Source organism: Microcosmobacter mediterraneus (assembly GCF_031846265.1).
Classification (GTDB): Bacteria; Bacteroidota; Bacteroidia; order Flavobacteriales; family Flavobacteriaceae; genus Microcosmobacter; species Microcosmobacter mediterraneus.
Genome location: NZ_JAVRIA010000006.1, coordinates 114,450 through 131,653, shown reverse-complemented (window position 1 = coordinate 131,653; position 17,204 = coordinate 114,450). Strand labels below are relative to the sequence as shown.

Here is a 17,204-nt window from a genome sequence, read left to right as displayed (position 1 = left end):
GGGTCTGATATCAAATTTATTTCGTATTATTTATTACATTTACGATTATCGAAATTATTACACATACAACCCAAAATTTTTACAATTAGCCCATGGGATTTTTTGACTTCTTAACCGAAGAAATAGCCATTGATTTAGGAACAGCAAATACACTTATAATCCATAACGATAAAGTTGTGGTTGATAGTCCATCTATTGTTGCCAGAGACAGAATTACAGGAAAAATCACACATGTTGGTAAAGAAGCCAATATGATGCAAGGAAAAACGCACGAAAATATTAAAACAATTAGACCACTTAAAGATGGTGTAATTGCAGATTTTGCGGCTTCTGAAGAAATGATAAGTATGTTTATTAAAAACATACCTGCTCTCAAGAAAAAGCTTTTTAGTCCTGCACTTAGAATGGTTGTTTGTATTCCTTCTGGTATTACCGAAGTTGAAATGCGAGCAGTTAAAGAATCATGTGAGCGAGTTAATGGTAAAGAAGTCTACTTAATACACGAACCAATGGCAGCAGCAATTGGTATAGGTATTGATATTATGCAACCAAAAGGTAATATGATTGTAGATATTGGTGGAGGAACTACAGAAATTGCTGTGATTGCTTTAGGTGGAATTGTATGTGATAAATCGGTTAAAGTTGCTGGAGATGTATTTACTAATGATATTATCTACTACATGAGAACACAACATAACTTATATGTTGGAGATCGTACAGCAGAAAAAATTAAAATACAAATTGGTGCAGCTACGGAAGATTTAGAATTACCACCAGAGGAAATGAGTGTTCAAGGTAGAGATTTGCTCACAGGTAAGCCTAAACAGGTTCAGATCTCTTATCGTGAGATTGCAAAAGCTTTAGATAAATCTATTTTAAGAATTGAGGATTCTGTGATGGAAACTTTATCTCAAACTCCACCAGAACTAGCTGCAGATATTTATAACACAGGAATTTACTTGGCAGGTGGAGGATCTATGTTAAGAGGACTCGACAAGCGCTTATCTCAAAAAACAGATTTACCAGTCTATATAGCCGAAGATCCATTAAGAGCTGTTGTAAGAGGTACAGGTATTGTACTAAAAAACCTTCAGAAATATAAGAGCGTACTCATAAAGTAATAATTTCAAATGCAACAAATCCTAAACTTCATAATAAGGCATAAAACCTTTCTTATGTTTTTGTTGTTATTTGGAATCTCGTTGACTTTAACTATTCAGTCTCATTCTTACCATAGAAGTAAGTTTATAAATTCAGCAAATTTTATTTCAGGAGGTATTTATAAGAGTACAAATTCACTAAGTCAGTTTTTTAATTTGAAACATGAAAATGAACTTTTGGTTGAAGAAAATTCAAGATTAAGAGCATTAATTTTTAACCAAGATACTAGTATCGATTCCATTGCTGAATTACCAATGGCATCAACTGGACATTATAAAATTAAAGTCGCTGAGGTTTTTAAAAATAGCTATTCTAAGCCTAATAATTATTTATTAATTAATAAAGGTGCTAATGATTCTATTCATCAAGATTTTGGTGTATTTAATGCCAAAGGTATTATTGGTATTATTGATAATACATCTTCAAACTATGCAACAGTATTATCTATCTTAAATACTAAAAGTAGAATTAACGCCAAGTTAAAAAACTCTAATCATATAGGGTCTTTACGTTGGAATACCAAATCACCTGAGTATGTGCAAATGGAAGATGTTTTAAAATATGCTCCAGTCAATGTTGGTGATACTATTGTAACAGGAGGACGATCTTCTATTTTTCCTAAAGGAATTGCTATTGGTAGCATAGATTCTTTTGAAATTGATGACAGTGGTGATAGTTACATCGTACAAGTCAAGTTATTTAATGATATGTCTAACCTCGGTTTTGTGTATATCGTCGAAAATGTAGATGCTAAAGAAATTCAACAATTAGAAAATTTAATTGATGAATAGTTTAAGACTCAATATTGTTTTACGATTCGTTGTGCTTGTTTTAATGCAAGTGATATTGTTTAATCGTATAGATTTTCTGGGTTATATTAATCCTTTTGTATACATCATTTTTATACTGTCTTATCCAGTTAATAATAATAGAGTGTTATTTTTAATTTCTACATTTTTACTAGGACTAACTATAGATATTTTTTCAGATTCGGGAGGTGTGCATGCTGCTGCATGTGTTTGTATTGCATACTTAAGACCAGTTGTTTTAAAATTTTCTTTCGGAACACTGTACGAGCATCAAACGATTAAATTCTCAAATATGGAGTTTGGAAGCTTATTCGGATATATTTCTATATTAACATTTACACATCATTTAGTACTTTTTTCTTTGGAGATTTTTAACATGTCTCAGATACTATTAATATTACAGAAAACGTTGTTTTCAGGAGTGTTTACAATGATCTTAAGCTTATTGATAATTCTTCTTTTTAGTCCCAAAAGTAAATGAGAAAATTATTACTCTTTTCAATGGTTGTTTTAGTTGGCCTAGTGTTTATAGCACGATTATTTTACCTGCAAATTTACAACACACAATCCTATGACATATACGAAGATAATGCTATTAGAAAAGTGTTTACTTATCCCAAACGTGGTTATGTTTACGATAGAAATGGAACACTATTAGTGGCGAACCAACCGTCTTATGACGTTATGGTTATTCCAAGAGAAGTAGAGCCATTAGATACTTTAGAATTTTGTAAGCTTCTTAGAATTACTAAAGATGATTTTTTAAAGACTTTTAACAAAGCTTATCGTTATTCGCCGCGATTACCTTCAGTATTTTTATCACATTTATCTAAAGAAGACTATGCCGTTTTACAAGAAAAAATGCGCAAATATGATGGATTTTATATTCAGAAACGTTCTCTCAGAGCCTATCAAACATCAATAGGAGCTAATGTTCTTGGAGATATTGGTGAGGTAAACAGATCTATAATTAATAGAGATCCTTACTATAGAATGGGTGATCTCATTGGAAAGCAAGGTGTAGAGACCTCTTATGAAAAAACATTACGTGGTGTAAAAGGCATTAAGTTTATTCAAAAAGACCGTTTTAATAAAGATATTGGACCTTTTGATGAAGGTAGATTAGATACACTTCCGCAACCAGGTAAGGATATAAAAATTACTATTGATGCAAAACTACAAGAGTATGGAGAACGTCTCATGCAAAATAAACGTGGAGGTATTATTGCTATTGAGCCAAGTAGTGGTGAAATACTAGCTATGGTCTCTGCTCCAAGTTATAATCCAAATATCTTAGTTGGTAGAGAACGTTCTAAGAATTTTAATAAACTCTATAAGGATTCTATCGCCAAACCTCTGTTTGATAGAGGATTACAAGCTATGTATCCTCCAGGCTCTCCTTTTAAAGTTATTAATGCTTTAATTGGTTTACAGGAAGGTGTTGTAAATACAAACGAAACATTTACCTGTAGAATGGGTTATTATTACGGAAGTAGAAAGCTAACAGGATGTCATCACCATAGAAGTCCTGCCAACATGAATTTGGGTATTTACGAATCATGTAATGCCTATTTTGTAAATGTTTACAGACGAATTTTAGAAAAAGATGGTAGCAATATATCTGAGAATATGAATACTTGGAGTAACCATGCTAAAAGTTTTGGACTCGGAAATTATTTAGGTAATGATTTATCAGTTGGACAGAAAGGTAGAATACCAGATGGTGCTTATTACGATAGAGCCTATGAAAAAGGACGTTGGGCTTCAACTTATGTAGTATCCAATGCTATTGGTCAAGGCGAAGTAGAAGCCACTCCAATTCAGCTCGCTAATATGACAGCTGCTATAGCCAACAGAGGATATTATTACACACCACATATTATTAAATCAATCGAAGGAGACACTATTCCTAGTAAATATACCAAACGAAATTACACAACAATAGATAAACAACATTTTGAACCTGTAGTACAAGGTATGTACGATGTTTATAATAAAGGAACAGCAAAGCATCTAAAAGTTTCTGGTATTGAAATTTGTGGTAAAACTGGTACTGCTGAAAATTTTGTTAGAATAGACAGCGTTAAAACACAATTAACAGATCATTCTATTTTTGTGGCTTTTGCTCCAAAAGATAACCCTAAAATAGCCATTGCAGTTTTTGTTGAGAATGGATATTGGGGCGGACGATTTGCTGGACGAATTGCTAGCCTTATGATTGAAAAATACATAAAAGGAGACGTTACCAGAACTGATTTTGAACGTTGGATTCTCGATCACACTTTAGAACATGAATATGAAAAGCCATATTCTGGTAAGCCATTTAAAATTAATGGAGAAACTAGAGTGCTAAGAAAAGAAGAATACGATCAAATAAAGCAAGCCATCATAAAGAATTCACAAGAAGAGCCTCTAGATCAATAATATGCAAAGAGAAAACCATAGAGGCTTTAAATTTGATTGGATAACCATAATTTTATTCTTATTACTTGTAGGTTTTGGTTGGGTAAATATTTTGTCAGCATCACATTCTGGTGATGTAGTTAGTTATTTTGATATGAGTCAGCCTTATGGCAAACAGCTTATTTTTATTGGGCTCACATTTGTTTTAATCTTATTGATCTTATCTATTGAAGCTAAGTTTTACGAACGTTTTTCCAGTATTATTTATTTAGTTTCAATGCTCAGTTTGGTTGGTTTGTTTGTATTTGGTAAAAACGTAAATGGCGCAACATCATGGTATGGTATTGGTGGTTTTACGATTCAACCCAGTGAGTTTGCAAAATTTGCCACTGCTTTGGCTGTTGCTAAATATATAAGTGATTTACAAACCGATTTACGATCTATTAAAGATCAGTTAAAAACTGTAGCCATTATTTTTATTCCAGCTGTTTTAATTTTATTACAAAATGATGCTGGTAGTACTATAGTTTATGTAGCTTTTTTCTTTGTGTTCTATAGAGAAGGTTTGCAGCAAATTTACCTTATACTTGGTGTGATTATAATTGCGTTAGCAGTTTCTGCATTAAAGTTTGGAATTGTAATTACAGCAGTAATTACCTTAGTTGTTATTATTCTTAATTTTTTCTTTACCAAGAAAAAGAGAATTACCATACTGCAATCGTTAGTAATTTTTCTTCTATGTGTTAGCTTTTCATTTAGTGTACAGTTATTTTATAAACATGTTTTAAAAGAGCATCAGCAAAACAGAATTAGTTTATGGTTGCGTTTAGAAAAGGATCCAGCTAAGCTAGAAGCCATGAAAAAAACCATTCTATACAACCTTAATGAATCCGAAAAAGCAATCAGTTCTGGTGGTTTAACAGGTAAAGGGTTTTTAGAAGGTACACGTACTAAAGGTAAGTTTGTACCAGAGCAGCACACCGATTATATATTTAGTACAGTTGGTGAAGAATGGGGTTTTGTAGGTAGTGCTATAACCGTTCTGTTATTTGTGATGCTCATTATAAGGATTTTGTATTTAGCTGAAGCACAAAAATCTCAGTTTAGTAGAGTGTATGGCTATGCTGTGGCATCTATATTCTTTGTTCATTTTATGATTAATACAGGTATGGTTATGGGCTTAATTCCAACCGTTGGTATTCCGTTACCATTTTTTAGTTATGGTGGATCAGGACTTTGGGGCTTTACTATTTTACTGTTTGTTTTTGTAAAGTTAGATTCTAATAAAATTAACGAATGGTAGTTATTTTACTTCAAAGTAAACGTCTTCAAAAGGTACTCTAAAACGGGGGCCATAAATACCTCTCTCTTCATTTCGTATACCACAACCAATAACCATGTTTATCTCAGCACCTCTTGGTAATCCTAATATTTGTCTCACCTTTAATGTATCGCTACCTTCCATTGGACAAGTATCATAACCAATGGCAGACATGCTTAGCATAAAGTTTTCAGCAGCTAAAGCCGCACTTTTATGAGCAACAATGCGCATATCGCTTGCTCTAGTTTGGCGATAAATAGGTCTAAACAATCCAACAATTTGAAACGTTAAATACTTAAACCAGCCCAATATACCCAAGAAATCCGTATAGATTGTTGGTATGATTTTCCTATAGTAGTTCATTGCCATTTTTTTTCGCTTTAACCAACGCGAATCTAAATCTGTTTTACTGTAAATTTTTTCAAGAAAGGTAATGTTAGATTTTGCACGTTTACGCCATAAATCCTTACGAGTAACAATAACCACTAGTTGCTGTGCTGTTTTGGCAGCATTCTGATTAAAGCAAGCTTTAGTTAATTCTCTTAATGTATCGTTATTGGTAATATGATAAAATTCCCAAAGTTGAAGGTTACTACTTGTAGGAGCGAGACTAGCATTATAAAGACACTGTTTTACTTTTTTAGAATCTAAAGGTGTATCTAAATACACACGAGTAGAACGACGGTAATTTATTGCTTCAGTAACTGTTTTTTCCATGGATAATTTATGTGAATATTAGAGTGTAAAATTTGTGACCAATAACATAACCAAAACTCAAAATAAAAGGATAGCCAATGAGTAACCACAGATAGTCAATTAGTTTTATCTTTCTTAAAGCCTCAGAACCGAGCTCATTGAACATTAAGAATACATCGTACCATGATAAAAGGCTTGTTTTTATAATAATTGCATTTGCTATAATTGCAACCAATAGTATAGACAAACCAATACAATATAGTTTTAGCATAACCGAAATATAATAAAACTAAAATAATGATTAAAGCCTTGCTTCGCTTAATTGTGGAGTCGGAGGGATTAACTACGTTTTTCCTATTACTACCAAAGTTGCAAATGCAATTTGTTGTCTTTTCAAGTCAAGTGTCTTTAAAACAAAAAAACCTGGTTAAGTAAACTTACCAGATTTTATATGTTTAAACTCACAATCAAATTGCGAGTGTCGTGGAGTCGGAGGGATTCGAACCCTCGTCCAAACAAGCTATTACTTAACTTTCTACACGCTTAGTTTTTTATTAATTGTCGGTTATAAGCTGATAAAAAACAACCTACTTAAAACGTAGCTTCTTAATCTCGATAATGCATCAAAGCGCTACACTATCTTAGTTAATATTTACGATGCCTCAAAATAGAACGCCATTAACCAAGGCTTTCTGGAGACATAAAGCTTGCTCACCTTGTGAGCCTAGGCTAATCTTACTATAATTCAGATTATGCAGCTAAAGCGTAGTTATTCTCGCCGTTTAAAATTTGGTCTAGCCTTTTACGTGTTTCAATGCCATTACACGACGTGCTTACTAAACAATGAGTCTCGCTGTCAAAACCAGTCGACCCCTTTTTTAATAAAATTTCTATCTTAATAGAAATGGATTGCGAAGTTATTAAAAACTTTGCAAATGGTTGTAAATCCAACTATTTTCGTGCAAAATTTATACCAATACTTTAGATGAAGTTTGCAATCATAAAAGAACGAAAAAATCCACCAGATCGACGTGTTGTGTTTTCTCCTGAAAAACTAGTCGAAGCCAGAACGCAATTCTCTCAGGCAGAATTTATAGTGGAGTCCTCTGATATTAGAGTATTTCCTGATGCAGCATATAAGGCTTTAGGTTTCAAAGTTACAGATGATGTATCTGATTGTGATGTGATGATTGGTGTAAAGGAAGTTCCGATTGAGCACCTTATTCCTAATAAAAAATATTTCTATTTCTCGCATACTATAAAAAAACAGCCTTACAATAGAAAACTTTTGCAAGCTATGTTAGAGAAAAATATTGAAATGATAGACCATGAAACCATTATACAAGACAATGGTGCTCGTTTAATTGGTTTTGGTCGTTATGCAGGATTAGTTGGTGCCTATAATGGCTTTAGAGCTTTAGGTTTACGAGATGAATTATTCAATTTGCCTAAGGTTGAAACCCTTGCTGATCTAGATGCTGTTAAAGCAGAATTGGATAAAATTACTATTCCTAATATAAAAATCTTATTATCTGGAACAGGAAAGGTAGCTAAAGGTGCTCAAGAAATTTTAGATCATTTACAAATTAAGCAAGTTAGTGATGCGTTATATTTAACTTCTAAATTTACCGAACCTGTATATTGTTTGGTTGACGTTATGGAATATGCAAAACGATCTGATGGAAAAGTAGGTGATAAGTGGGAGTTTTATAAAGATCCAACTGGCTATGAGAGTAACTTTATGCCTTATGCTAAAGAAACAGATTACTTTATAGCTGGTCATTTTTACGGTAATGGTGCACCTTATTTATTCACTAGAGAAGATGCAAAACATCCTGACTTCAATATTAATTTAGTAGCAGATATTTCATGCGATGTTGATGGTCCTGTGGCTTCTACGTTAAGAGCCTCTACTATTGCTGATCCTTTTTATGGTTATGATCCTAAATCCGAGTCTGAAGTTGCTTACGATGCAGATCATGCAATAACCGTTATGGCAGTAGATAATTTGCCTTGCGAGCTACCTAAAGATGCTAGCGAAGGTTTCGGAGAAGCATTTTTAGAACATGTGATTCCTGCTTTTTTTAATGATGATAAAGACAGAGTTTTAGAGCGTGCACAAATGACCTCAAAAGATGGAAAATTAACACCACGCTTTAGTTACCTTCAAGACTTTGTTAATGCTAAGGACTAATTATTTTTTTGCTTTAATAAATAGGTAATCACCATTATCGTTTTTATAATGGTTTATAATACGTCCTATTTTTCCTGAGTCTATATCGCGTCTTAAAGTTAAGAGACCGTCTTCAACTTCTTTCTTATTTGCTAAAGATGAGAATGAAGAAATACCTTGTCTTACAGATTCATTAAAATATAATTCAGGATTATGTTTCCCAGAATATAAAAACAAATCTTGTAAATCTGGTTTAATACTATAGTCTTTGATTTCAATATTAGTAAGTCCAGAATCGATTAATGCTTCTCTAACTATTTCAAAAGTTGGCATTTGCTTCATAGAGTCTTTAAGCATTTTAGGAAAGTAATGGTTTAGCCAATAACCTTCCATTTGTTGAGGAGTCGATGTAAAGACCACCAAATTACTATTTGGTTTTAGTACTCTAAATAACTCAGAGAAGCCCAGTTTTAAACTATTCCAATGATGAAGTGTAAGCGTTGCTATACAGCCATCAATAGAATTAGAATCTAAAGGAATAACTTCTGAAGTGCCAATTCTAAAGTATATATTAGGATGTTTAATTTTAGCTTCGTTAAGCATTTTTGAAGAAGGATCTACACCAATAAAAGAGACTCCTTTTGTATACAAAGCATTTGTGTAATTACCTGTCCCACAACCAATATCTAAATACAATTTTTTAGGTTTTGGGTTTAGTAATTGATATAAAGTTTTAGTTAAATAAGGATCAGCTCTTCGAGTTATATTATAATTATTACCTATTGTATTATACTTTGCTTCTGCCATAACACAAAGTTACTGATTTATAGTAGTACTGAATAAAGATCTAAAAGCCCAATAACCAATATACAAAAACAAGGAAAATATAAGGATAAAAAGCCAAGCTTCACTGTATTCAGAAGGCTTAATAAAAATAAGTAAAGTGTCAGTAAATAATACTTTTGGATTACTTAAGATCTCCCAAGAATTATAACGTAAAAATCGCCCTAAATAAATTCCGAAACTAGAAAGTAGAATTAATATTATAGGTAATACTTTGAAAAACACCTTTTGGAGGTATTGATTCAATAGTTGTAGCATGTCATGTAACGAAAGGTAAAATAACAATAAACCGTTTGCAGCAAAGGACGATACAACTATTATATCTAACCAAAATATATCTGAGCTTGCTAATCTAAGATGCCAAAGGTCTGTAATAATATATGGTGCATTGGGTAAAAAAGCTAACCAAACTCCAAAACCTAAAAACAATTGTAATTTATTTGAGATGTTTTTATGTACCATTATAATAGAAATAGCATAAGGAATTATGGCTAGGAATAAATTCCAAACCAAGAACAAGTAAAAGAATGACTGTGTTAGTTTTACTCTAAGCATGAGTAAAAATAGACTGGTACTCATTAATACAAATACAATTGACAATATTTTAAATCTGTTGTTAATAAAGGTTTTTATAGTATTCATTTTGTGTTTTTATATTCTGTAATTAAAATGGTAATACAACCTAAAGTGTAAGCTATCAGATCGCTGATATGAAATGTACTTCCTAAAATGAGTTTTGCCCAGTAGTTATCTTCTAAATTTAGAAAAGCTAATAAATTTGCTAATTGTAAAAACTCGATACCAAACGCTATGGTGATTACAATGGCAACCATATATTTAGGTTTTAGATTAAATATGCTTTTAAAAGCACAATAGAGTAAGATAACCACTAAGAAATCACCAAAGGTGTGCCTTATAAACCCTGACTTAAACACTACAGCAATCCATGCTTCAATGGTAAAAAGCAAGATGGCATAGATAGCGTATGTTTTATTGAATTTTATTAAACTCATTTTATAGCAATGGTTTTACCAAAAAATTTTGGCTTTGTATTAAAGGTAATATCCATAAATGCTTTTGTTCTTGCAAAATGTTCTCTTATAAGAGTTTTTCTACTAAAGTTTGCACCAACCGATTTTGCATTATATCCTATGGCTTTCATGTTATGATATTCGGCAAGGTATATAGCTCTTTCGTTATGAAACTTTTGAGAAATAACTGTGATACTATCCTGACCAAAAATGGCTTTTGCTCTAATCACAGAATCTAAAGTTCTAAAACCAGCATAATCAAGAAAAATCTTATCTTCAGGAATACCACCTCGTATTAAATCGTCTTTAAAATCTGAAGGTTCGTCGTAATCTTTTCTACCATTATCACCACTAACTAAGATGTATGCTATTTTACCTGCTTTATAGAGTTCTATTGCAGCTTCAACTCTGTATTTATAGTACAGATTAATATTTCCACTAGGAGTAATTCGGCTTGCGCCTAAAACTAATCCAACGTCGTTATATGGAATACCTTCTATTGAACTGTAGAGTTTATCTTTAGATTTCTTTTTAATAATAGAATTAGGAATATAAATACTAAGTAATACGAGTAAAACCAGGAATGTGCTTTTTTTGAAAATAGATTTTAATGTCATAAAGTTTATGAATGATATATTAGTTACGATATAGACTTAAGTGTTGGATTTGTGTACTACTGAAAATTGAAGAACGAAATATGTTAAAGTCTACATCTAACAGCTTTTTATAATCAAAATGATGGAAAGGATGTGCAGTTTTTCCAATTCTGTAGGCATCTTTGTAGTACTTTAAATAGTCTGGCAGAATTAAAATACCAAGTATAACAGCACCAAATAGATAAAGACTTCGTTTGCCGTTACCATAACAAAGACATTGTAATGCAATTTCGTCTTCTACTCGTGTGCCAATTCCTGTTAAGGTATGATAAGCATCGTGTCGTTCAACTTTTGCAATAAGTTCAAAATTGTGGGTATTTAAAAATTCTCCTAAATGGTTCCCAAAGGTATGCTCTGGATATTTTAAAAGTTCAGCTCTTGAGATTTTCCAAGATTGTTGCCTTTTAAATAGTTGTGTGTAGAGATTTTGTGAATGCTTAAACAACCACTCTATAAATTGCTTTCTAAGTCTTTTCATGAGGTTTTTCTTTGGCAAACCAAACCCAAGATTGGCTTGTTGTTATAAATGCAGACGAAAAAAAAGCTACCACAAAGACATCGAAATTAGACGATGCCATAAAATAGAAACAGAACCCAAAACTTACAATTGCATAGTATGGAAAATAGGTATAGAATACTTTTATTTTGCTAGTATTATCCTTTTCGCGTAGCCAAAATACTGAACATATGGTAAGCGTTATGACTAAAGCACTTACCATAAAAATTGGAATGAGCGAAAGAAAAATATAAGGTATCATATCTGGATCAAATTCATCTGCTATAATAACACTCCAAAATATTGAGGCAGCTAAAAGCATCGATTTTGATAAGTTACTTGGAAGATTCATAAGCATTAGTTTTTTCAGTAACTGTAAAATATTCGTAATGTACTTCTTGCCAATCTTTGTTGTTTAGACTTTTAATATGGTTTAAATACTTCTGATCAATCCGTCCTTTATTATCCTCAGATATAATAATATTAGCCTTGGCGTTATAGAGTGTAATGGCATTTCTGTCAGAGAGTTTAATAAGGTAATCAATATCAAAGCTTTCAGCTTTATAAAGATTGTAATTGGTTATAGTATTATCCCAATTAATTGTAGAGAGTATGATAACTATAGCAAACGATAACTGTGTATTAACACGTAATAAATACACTAGCGATTTAATATTCATCACCTTTAATAATGTAGTGATTAGCCCAATTAGTGTTAGAAAAATATAGACATTAACACCTATGCGTTTATAGGTTAAACCAAAGGAAGTAATATAGGTATGGTTTTTATTAGCAATTAGAACTATTAAAACGATATTAAGAATAATCCATAAATAGGTTAAATTTTTTAAAGTTGTATTTTTTAAATAGAAGTTGAGATCTCCTCTAAAAAAGTATAGAATTATTATGATGGCAATAATAATAGATGCTATAAGTGTATTGATACCACTATGTACTTGGTTGGAAAGTGCAGAGGCACTATTAAGATCATTAGTTAGTAAATACAGTATATCTGTAACGATATAAAATACAATTAATAGATTTAGAAGTGCAATAAGTAAGGTACCAAGCTGAGTTTCTTTTTTTAGAGTTTCTTCTGAAAAGTTTTTAGATTTAACTAAGATGTTATCAGTATTTAAGTCTAATGAGGTAGCAGGTTCTACGCAAACAGGTTTAGATATATTACTGAAAAGAAAGTAACCTAAAACACAAAATAAAATCCATTCTAGATTAATAAAATCTAAGTTGATTTTGTTAATGAGATCATTAAACATAGGATTACCATTTTTGTAGAGCATTACAAATAAGATTATAAATGCAATGGGTATTCCTAAAAGTTTAACCCAGTGGAAGATGTCAATATCTTTTTTTAAAGTAATTTGCTGTTGCGCTTCGTTTACATCTACGTTTCTATGAAATATTCCAGCAATAGTTGAGTAAACTCCATTTAACCAGTTAATATAAATAGATGTATTGCTTTTTGAATTAACACCAATCAACGTAAAAAAAGCAATACAATTGGCAATGATTGAAAGGTTAGATAGGTTTATAAAAACAATGACTCCAGTACATATGTAAACTATTGCACTAATGAGAACATTACGTTCTTTAAACTTTTTAGAGTCGTGGATTATCAAAACTATAAGAGTTATGATAGAAAAGATTAATAGATTGAGTCCTATCTGTTTATCGTAAAACAGAAGTCCAAATAATACAGAGGCGATAATAATAATTGCACGTTTCATAATAGTGATTTAAAGTACTTTGAAATTCAAAGTGAATTAATAAATTTTTTTAAGTGTTCTTTTTGAGTTCTCAACCACCACAGTAAGCAATAGAGAGGATGAGAGAGTAGTAGCATAGCAATTTCTATGTTGTTGAGGTGTCTCCAACGGTCTCTTCCTAAAAGTTTTAGAGTGATGATTTTAATATAATTTTTCATTAAGAATTTTGTTGTTTTATAATGTTTTCTAAAGCTTCAATATGTTTTTTAAAGGCGCTTCTGCCAGCTTTTGTTGTACTATAGCGTGTATTTGGTTTTCTTCCTATAAATTGTTTTTCTACATGGATATAGTTTACTTTTTCTAAAGCTTTAGTATGGCTTGCTAAATTACCATCTGTTACATCTAAGAGCTCTTTTAGTGTATTAAAGTCAGCATACTCATTAACAATTAAAACAGACATAATACCTAATCGTATACGATGATCAAATGCTTTATTTATGTTTGTGATTATGCTCATAATATTAAGCTATAGCTTTAATATTCATTGACAATATTAGATCTGTAAATTAAGGTGTCTTTTTTAATCCATATCTCAATCTTTTCATCAGAAGGTATACCATTACTAAAATAACCTATGCATCTTTTAACCTCATCATCAGAGTCATTAAATTTATATGATACTAAATAGCATCCATCTTGTTTAACATCATTCAAATCTATTGTCACTTTTTTACTTTTATCAGGTTCAATACTTATGGTTTGATTTTGCGAATGTGGTTGAATTGACAAAGAGTGAATATTAAATCCACTGTCGTTATGAATATTAAATTCCATGGAATTAGGTAAGCAACTAAAATTTAGAATTACTAGTAAAATAGTTATGTATTTAATGTTTTTCATTTCTGCTTTTAATTATCATATTTAAAATGCATAATAACACCATATACAATATGCATTATGCCAAATCCTATAACCCAAAACCAAAATCCGTAAGAAGGAACAAAAGCACAAATGAGTCCTAAGATAATCTCTGTAAATCCTAGATATTTAATATCACCAAGACTGTATTTAGAAGCGTTAATTAATGCCAAGCCATAGAAAATAAGCATTAAAGCTGCTGTTTGTCCGTAACGCTCTTGGTTAAGAATGATGAGTATATAAATACCACCAGTTACCAAGGGAATGAGAAAATTAAAAAGCAAGCGTTTAGAGGAGCTATCCCAAATTTTCTCACCATTTCTCTTCGCTTTTTTAGTGGTTAAAATTACACCTGTAATAACACTTAACGCAGCAATAACAATAAGGATGGCAAAACATATTCTAAAGAGTTTTCCATCTAAAGTAATATAACCTAAAACGGAGTTATCTACTAAATAATAGGCGACTGCTGCACCAATTAAGGCATAAATTCCTGCCAATATCCCTGAAAGCCCACTGAGAGAAATAAACCGAGAGGACTTATTCATGAGATGTTTTATTTCACTTATGTCTTTTAAATAATCTTCGTTGCCCATAATGAAAAGTACTTTGAAATACAAAGTAAATAAATATTATTCAATTCTTCAAGTTAAAAGTTTATTAAATTTGAAGAAAATAGATAATCATTGAATCCAGCAGAAGACTATATCCTTAAACAACAAGAACCTTATCGTTCTATACTTTTGCATTTACAGGTGGTTATAGAACATACTTTACCTGAGGCAGAGTTAAAATACAAATGGAGAATTCCTTGTTACTATATTGGTAAACGACCAATATGTTACTTAAACCAATCCAAGGATTATGTTGATGTTGGTTTTTGGGCTTCTCAACATTTATCGGTTCATTTGGAATATTTTATTACAGAAAAACGAAAGGTGGTAAAGAGTTTGCGTTACAACTCTCTCAAAGATATTGACAATATAATTCTTATAGATGTGCTTAAGGATGCTTATGCTATTAGAGACAAGAAACTCTATAAATAGTTATGACAGATCTTCAACTCTTAGAGTATCTAAAAGGCTATTTAACAGAACATCGCAAAGAACGTTTTGAACAAGTTCTTGCAAAACGTACCAAACACTTTACTGTGGCTACGGAAGATGTGTACCAATTACATAATACAAGTGCAGTCATAAGAAGTTGTGATGTTTTTGGCGTGCAAGATATTCATGTGGTTGAGGAAATTAACAGCAAGCGTATAGATAGAGAAATTGCAATGGGAGCTCAGAAATGGGTCGATGTTTATCGTTACAATTCTATTTCAGAATGTTTAGATAACATTAAAGCTCAAGGTTATCAAATTATAGCTACAACACCTCATAAAGAAGATTGTCTATTACAAGATTTTGATATTTCTAAAAAGTCTTGTTTCTTTTTTGGTAGAGAAACCGAAGGTCTGAGTGATGAGGTTATTGAACGCGCTGATCGTTTTATAAAAATCCCCATGTCAGGTTTTACAGAGAGTTTAAATATCTCTGTGTCTGCAGCAATAATTCTTCAACATGTTACGTCTCAACTTAGAGCGTCTGATATTAGATGGCAACTCACCGAAGAGTTGAAGCAAGAAAAATGGCTAGATTGGATTAAAAAAACCATTAAGAGTTACGACAAGATAACAGCTCGTTTTTACGAGAGTCAATAATTTCGTAACTTTTAAGTCCAGAAAAAAAATAAGAGTTTTATGGAACAGAATATGGTGGCTTGGTTTGAAATTCCTGTTACTAACATGGATAGAGCCAAAGCATTTTATGAAAGTGTATTCAAAATTGATATTAAAGTTGAAGATTTTGGAGGTACCTTAATGGGTTGGTTTCCATCTGCAATCGGAAAACCAGGAGCAATGGGTTCATTAGTTAAAAATGAAGCCTATATTCCAAGTGATACGCATGGAGCACTAGTTTATTTTGGATCTAACGATGTTGCTGATGAACTCAGTAGAGTGGAAACTTCAGGTGGTTATGTGTTACAAGATAAAACACAGATTTCTCCCGAAATTGGATTTATGGCACTATTTAAAGATACTGAAGGGAATAGAATAGCCTTATATTCAGAACCAATCTAAGACTTTCGTTTTTTATTACGACTTAATACTTTGTATTCTTCGTAACATTCACTAATAGCATCAAGGATTTGTAGATCGTTTGCAGTCTGTATAAAATCTTTGGAATAGTTGCATTGATTTACTATTTCATCTAAATCAAAACGATCTACTTGAAGCAGAACCATTAACATTTCTCTATCAAAACGGCTAGCCAGTAAGTTTCTAATCTCATCATCCTTTTTCATTTGCCTAAGCTTCTTCATTTCTCTTGGTTTTTTTCCAAACATATTATAGAGAAAATCAGCGGGATTAAAGATAGCACCAAGTGCTTTGTTAATAGCGTTAGGACTTTTACCAGCTTCGTAACCACTATTTGGTAATCCAGATATACTATAACGATTGTTAGAGATGATAGGCACTTGTTTCATATCAACCTCTAAATATCCTGTAAGTTTTAATTGTGTTACAACCACTTCTTCAAGAGCTAAAGCTAGCTCTGTCATTTCTATAGTAGTTTCACCAAACTTTAACCAATCGTTCGTAACACGAACTTTTATTGATTTGTACCCTAAATAAGAGAGGTGAAGAGTATCGTTTGCTTTCGCTTTAATTTCAAACTTTCCATCTGTGTCTGTAGATGTACCAACTACCTGATTTAAATTTACAATATTTACACGCTCTAATACTTCAGAAGTTGATGAGCTTACGATAATGCCTTGAACGTATGTAGGCTTTTCATCATCTTGAGCAATGACATTACCAAACATGGCAATACAACAAAAAAATGCAAATAATTGCTTCATTAAACTATACTATAACGTAAAGGTAATAAAGAAATAGTATAACCTTTATTAAAACCTATAAATTTG

General features: G+C 31.7%; 22 protein-coding genes and 1 other RNA gene. 9 read left to right on the top strand and 14 right to left on the bottom strand.

From position 1 onward, the window contains the following. The first annotated feature begins 92 nt into the window (after positions 1–92). Genes RM697_RS11195 through rodA form a run of 5 tightly spaced genes read left to right on the top strand, consistent with a single transcriptional unit; the run spans position 93 to position 5,676 of the window. Positions 93–1,121, top strand: a complete 1,029-nt coding sequence (locus tag RM697_RS11195; protein WP_311427984.1) for a rod shape-determining protein — start codon at positions 93–95, stop codon at positions 1,119–1,121. 9 nt (positions 1,122–1,130) lie between these two features. After that, positions 1,131–1,952 (top strand): rod shape-determining protein MreC, encoded by an 822-nt coding sequence (gene mreC, locus RM697_RS11190; protein WP_311427983.1) that lies wholly within the window; start codon positions 1,131–1,133, stop codon positions 1,950–1,952. Beyond that, positions 1,945–2,451: a rod shape-determining protein MreD gene (locus RM697_RS11185; RefSeq protein WP_311427982.1), complete on the top strand. Its 507-nt coding sequence runs from the start codon at positions 1,945–1,947 to the stop codon at positions 2,449–2,451. The genes mreC and RM697_RS11185 overlap by 8 nt, the downstream gene beginning before the upstream one ends. Beyond that, entirely contained in the window at positions 2,448–4,394 is a 1,947-nt protein-coding gene (mrdA, locus tag RM697_RS11180) for a penicillin-binding protein 2 (RefSeq protein ID WP_311427981.1), read from the top strand. Before RM697_RS11185 ends, mrdA begins: the two co-directional genes overlap by 4 nt. 1 nt (position 4,395) lies before the next feature. After that, positions 4,396–5,676, top strand: a complete 1,281-nt coding sequence (rodA, locus tag RM697_RS11175) for a rod shape-determining protein RodA (RefSeq protein ID WP_311427980.1) — start codon at positions 4,396–4,398, stop codon at positions 5,674–5,676. Here rodA and RM697_RS11170 read toward each other — a convergent pair whose 3' ends face one another. From RM697_RS11170 to ssrA, 3 genes are all read right to left on the bottom strand, one after another. Next, positions 5,677–6,411 (bottom strand): nitroreductase family protein, encoded by a 735-nt coding sequence (locus RM697_RS11170; RefSeq protein ID WP_311427979.1) that lies wholly within the window; start codon positions 6,409–6,411, stop codon positions 5,677–5,679. Between the two features lie 7 nt (positions 6,412–6,418). Beyond that, entirely contained in the window at positions 6,419–6,661 is a 243-nt protein-coding gene (locus tag RM697_RS13730) for a DUF7672 family protein (protein ID WP_432277883.1), read from the bottom strand. Between the two features lie 210 nt (positions 6,662–6,871). Then, positions 6,872–7,264, bottom strand: a transfer-messenger RNA (tmRNA) gene (gene ssrA, locus RM697_RS11165). Positions 7,265–7,375: 111 nt separating this feature from the next. Here ssrA and RM697_RS11160 point away from each other — a divergent pair. Then, positions 7,376–8,584, top strand: coding sequence for an NAD(P)-dependent oxidoreductase (locus RM697_RS11160; protein WP_311427978.1), 1,209 nt, complete (start codon positions 7,376–7,378; stop codon positions 8,582–8,584). Here RM697_RS11160 and RM697_RS11155 read toward each other — a convergent pair whose 3' ends face one another. The 10 genes from RM697_RS11155 to RM697_RS11110 form a co-directional block, all read right to left on the bottom strand. Further along, on the bottom strand, positions 8,585–9,370 hold the full coding sequence (locus RM697_RS11155) for a class I SAM-dependent methyltransferase (protein ID WP_311427977.1): 786 nt from the start codon (positions 9,368–9,370) through the stop codon (positions 8,585–8,587). Positions 9,371–9,379: 9 nt separating this feature from the next. Beyond that, positions 9,380–10,048 (bottom strand): DUF1361 domain-containing protein, encoded by a 669-nt coding sequence (locus RM697_RS11150; protein ID WP_311427976.1) that lies wholly within the window; start codon positions 10,046–10,048, stop codon positions 9,380–9,382. Then, complete coding sequence (locus tag RM697_RS11145; protein WP_311427975.1) at positions 10,045–10,419, bottom strand: ribosomal maturation YjgA family protein; 375 nt, start codon at positions 10,417–10,419, stop codon at positions 10,045–10,047. The genes RM697_RS11150 and RM697_RS11145 overlap by 4 nt, the downstream gene beginning before the upstream one ends. After that, positions 10,416–11,054: a SanA/YdcF family protein gene (locus tag RM697_RS11140; protein ID WP_311427974.1), complete on the bottom strand. Its 639-nt coding sequence runs from the start codon at positions 11,052–11,054 to the stop codon at positions 10,416–10,418. Before RM697_RS11140 ends, RM697_RS11145 begins: the two co-directional genes overlap by 4 nt. Positions 11,055–11,073: 19 nt before the next feature. Further along, positions 11,074–11,571, bottom strand: a complete 498-nt coding sequence (locus tag RM697_RS11135) for a Coq4 family protein (RefSeq protein ID WP_311427973.1) — start codon at positions 11,569–11,571, stop codon at positions 11,074–11,076. Beyond that, positions 11,558–11,941 carry a hypothetical protein gene (locus RM697_RS11130; RefSeq protein ID WP_311427972.1) on the bottom strand — a complete coding sequence of 128 codons (384 nt, stop codon included), beginning with the start codon at positions 11,939–11,941 and terminating at the stop codon, positions 11,558–11,560. Before RM697_RS11130 ends, RM697_RS11135 begins: the two co-directional genes overlap by 14 nt. Then, complete coding sequence (locus RM697_RS11125; protein ID WP_311427971.1) at positions 11,925–13,334, bottom strand: DUF4153 domain-containing protein; 1,410 nt, start codon at positions 13,332–13,334, stop codon at positions 11,925–11,927. The genes RM697_RS11130 and RM697_RS11125 overlap by 17 nt, the downstream gene beginning before the upstream one ends. Positions 13,335–13,530: 196 nt before the next feature. After that, positions 13,531–13,830 (bottom strand): winged helix-turn-helix domain-containing protein, encoded by a 300-nt coding sequence (locus RM697_RS11120; RefSeq protein ID WP_311427970.1) that lies wholly within the window; start codon positions 13,828–13,830, stop codon positions 13,531–13,533. Between the two features lie 17 nt (positions 13,831–13,847). Next, positions 13,848–14,147 (bottom strand): hypothetical protein, encoded by a 300-nt coding sequence (locus tag RM697_RS11115; protein ID WP_311427969.1) that lies wholly within the window; start codon positions 14,145–14,147, stop codon positions 13,848–13,850. A gap of 74 nt (positions 14,148–14,221) precedes the next feature. Then, positions 14,222–14,827 (bottom strand): hypothetical protein, encoded by a 606-nt coding sequence (locus RM697_RS11110; RefSeq protein WP_311427968.1) that lies wholly within the window; start codon positions 14,825–14,827, stop codon positions 14,222–14,224. Positions 14,828–14,917: 90 nt separating this feature from the next. Here RM697_RS11110 and RM697_RS11105 point away from each other — a divergent pair, with 90 nt between their 5' ends. From RM697_RS11105 to RM697_RS11095, 3 genes are read left to right on the top strand one after another with little or no spacing between them, the layout of a single operon-like run. Beyond that, a complete protein-coding gene (locus RM697_RS11105; RefSeq protein WP_311427967.1) occupies positions 14,918–15,277 on the top strand; it encodes a DUF1801 domain-containing protein in 360 nt (119 codons plus the stop codon). A gap of 2 nt (positions 15,278–15,279) precedes the next feature. Continuing rightward, the gene (locus RM697_RS11100; protein ID WP_311427966.1) at positions 15,280–15,936 is read left to right on the top strand and encodes a TrmH family RNA methyltransferase; all 657 of its coding nucleotides are present in this window, start codon (positions 15,280–15,282) and stop codon (positions 15,934–15,936) included. 39 nt (positions 15,937–15,975) lie between these two features. Continuing rightward, positions 15,976–16,356: a VOC family protein gene (locus RM697_RS11095; RefSeq protein WP_311427965.1), complete on the top strand. Its 381-nt coding sequence runs from the start codon at positions 15,976–15,978 to the stop codon at positions 16,354–16,356. On the opposite strand, the gene RM697_RS11090 is transcribed toward RM697_RS11095, so the two are convergent. After that, a complete protein-coding gene (locus RM697_RS11090; protein ID WP_432277882.1) occupies positions 16,353–17,138 on the bottom strand; it encodes a carboxypeptidase-like regulatory domain-containing protein in 786 nt (261 codons plus the stop codon). The genes RM697_RS11095 and RM697_RS11090 overlap by 4 nt on opposite strands. Between the last annotated feature and the right edge of the window lie 66 nt (positions 17,139–17,204).

Excerpts from the sequence above, each read along its gene's own strand:
- RM697_RS11150 (WP_311427976.1), bottom strand. The coding sequence starts at position 10,048 with ATGAATACTATAAAAACCTTTATTAACAACAGATTTAAAATATTGTCA.
- RM697_RS11115 (WP_311427969.1), bottom strand. The coding sequence starts at position 14,147 with ATGGAATTTAATATTCATAACGACAGTGGATTTAATATTCACTCTTTG.
- RM697_RS11170 (WP_311427979.1), bottom strand. The coding sequence starts at position 6,411 with ATGGAAAAAACAGTTACTGAAGCAATAAATTACCGTCGTTCTACTCGT.
- rodA (WP_311427980.1), top strand. The coding sequence starts at position 4,396 with ATGCAAAGAGAAAACCATAGAGGCTTTAAATTTGATTGGATAACCATA.
- RM697_RS11160 (WP_311427978.1), top strand. The coding sequence starts at position 7,376 with ATGAAGTTTGCAATCATAAAAGAACGAAAAAATCCACCAGATCGACGT.
- RM697_RS13730 (WP_432277883.1), bottom strand. The coding sequence starts at position 6,661 with ATGCTAAAACTATATTGTATTGGTTTGTCTATACTATTGGTTGCAATT.
- RM697_RS11120 (WP_311427970.1), bottom strand. The coding sequence starts at position 13,830 with ATGAGCATAATCACAAACATAAATAAAGCATTTGATCATCGTATACGA.
- RM697_RS11110 (WP_311427968.1), bottom strand. The coding sequence starts at position 14,827 with ATGGGCAACGAAGATTATTTAAAAGACATAAGTGAAATAAAACATCTC.
- mreC (WP_311427983.1), top strand. The coding sequence starts at position 1,131 with ATGCAACAAATCCTAAACTTCATAATAAGGCATAAAACCTTTCTTATG.
- RM697_RS11135 (WP_311427973.1), bottom strand. The coding sequence starts at position 11,571 with ATGAAAAGACTTAGAAAGCAATTTATAGAGTGGTTGTTTAAGCATTCA.
- RM697_RS11100 (WP_311427966.1), top strand. The coding sequence starts at position 15,280 with ATGACAGATCTTCAACTCTTAGAGTATCTAAAAGGCTATTTAACAGAA.
- RM697_RS11125 (WP_311427971.1), bottom strand. The coding sequence starts at position 13,334 with ATGAAACGTGCAATTATTATTATCGCCTCTGTATTATTTGGACTTCTG.
- mrdA (WP_311427981.1), top strand. The coding sequence starts at position 2,448 with ATGAGAAAATTATTACTCTTTTCAATGGTTGTTTTAGTTGGCCTAGTG.
- RM697_RS11145 (WP_311427975.1), bottom strand. The coding sequence starts at position 10,419 with ATGAGTTTAATAAAATTCAATAAAACATACGCTATCTATGCCATCTTG.
- RM697_RS11155 (WP_311427977.1), bottom strand. The coding sequence starts at position 9,370 with ATGGCAGAAGCAAAGTATAATACAATAGGTAATAATTATAATATAACT.
- RM697_RS11195 (WP_311427984.1), top strand. The coding sequence starts at position 93 with ATGGGATTTTTTGACTTCTTAACCGAAGAAATAGCCATTGATTTAGGA.
- RM697_RS11140 (WP_311427974.1), bottom strand. The coding sequence starts at position 11,054 with ATGACATTAAAATCTATTTTCAAAAAAAGCACATTCCTGGTTTTACTC.
- RM697_RS11130 (WP_311427972.1), bottom strand. The coding sequence starts at position 11,941 with ATGAATCTTCCAAGTAACTTATCAAAATCGATGCTTTTAGCTGCCTCA.
- RM697_RS11185 (WP_311427982.1), top strand. The coding sequence starts at position 1,945 with ATGAATAGTTTAAGACTCAATATTGTTTTACGATTCGTTGTGCTTGTT.
- RM697_RS11095 (WP_311427965.1), top strand. The coding sequence starts at position 15,976 with ATGGAACAGAATATGGTGGCTTGGTTTGAAATTCCTGTTACTAACATG.
- RM697_RS11090 (WP_432277882.1), bottom strand. The coding sequence starts at position 17,138 with ATGAAGCAATTATTTGCATTTTTTTGTTGTATTGCCATGTTTGGTAAT.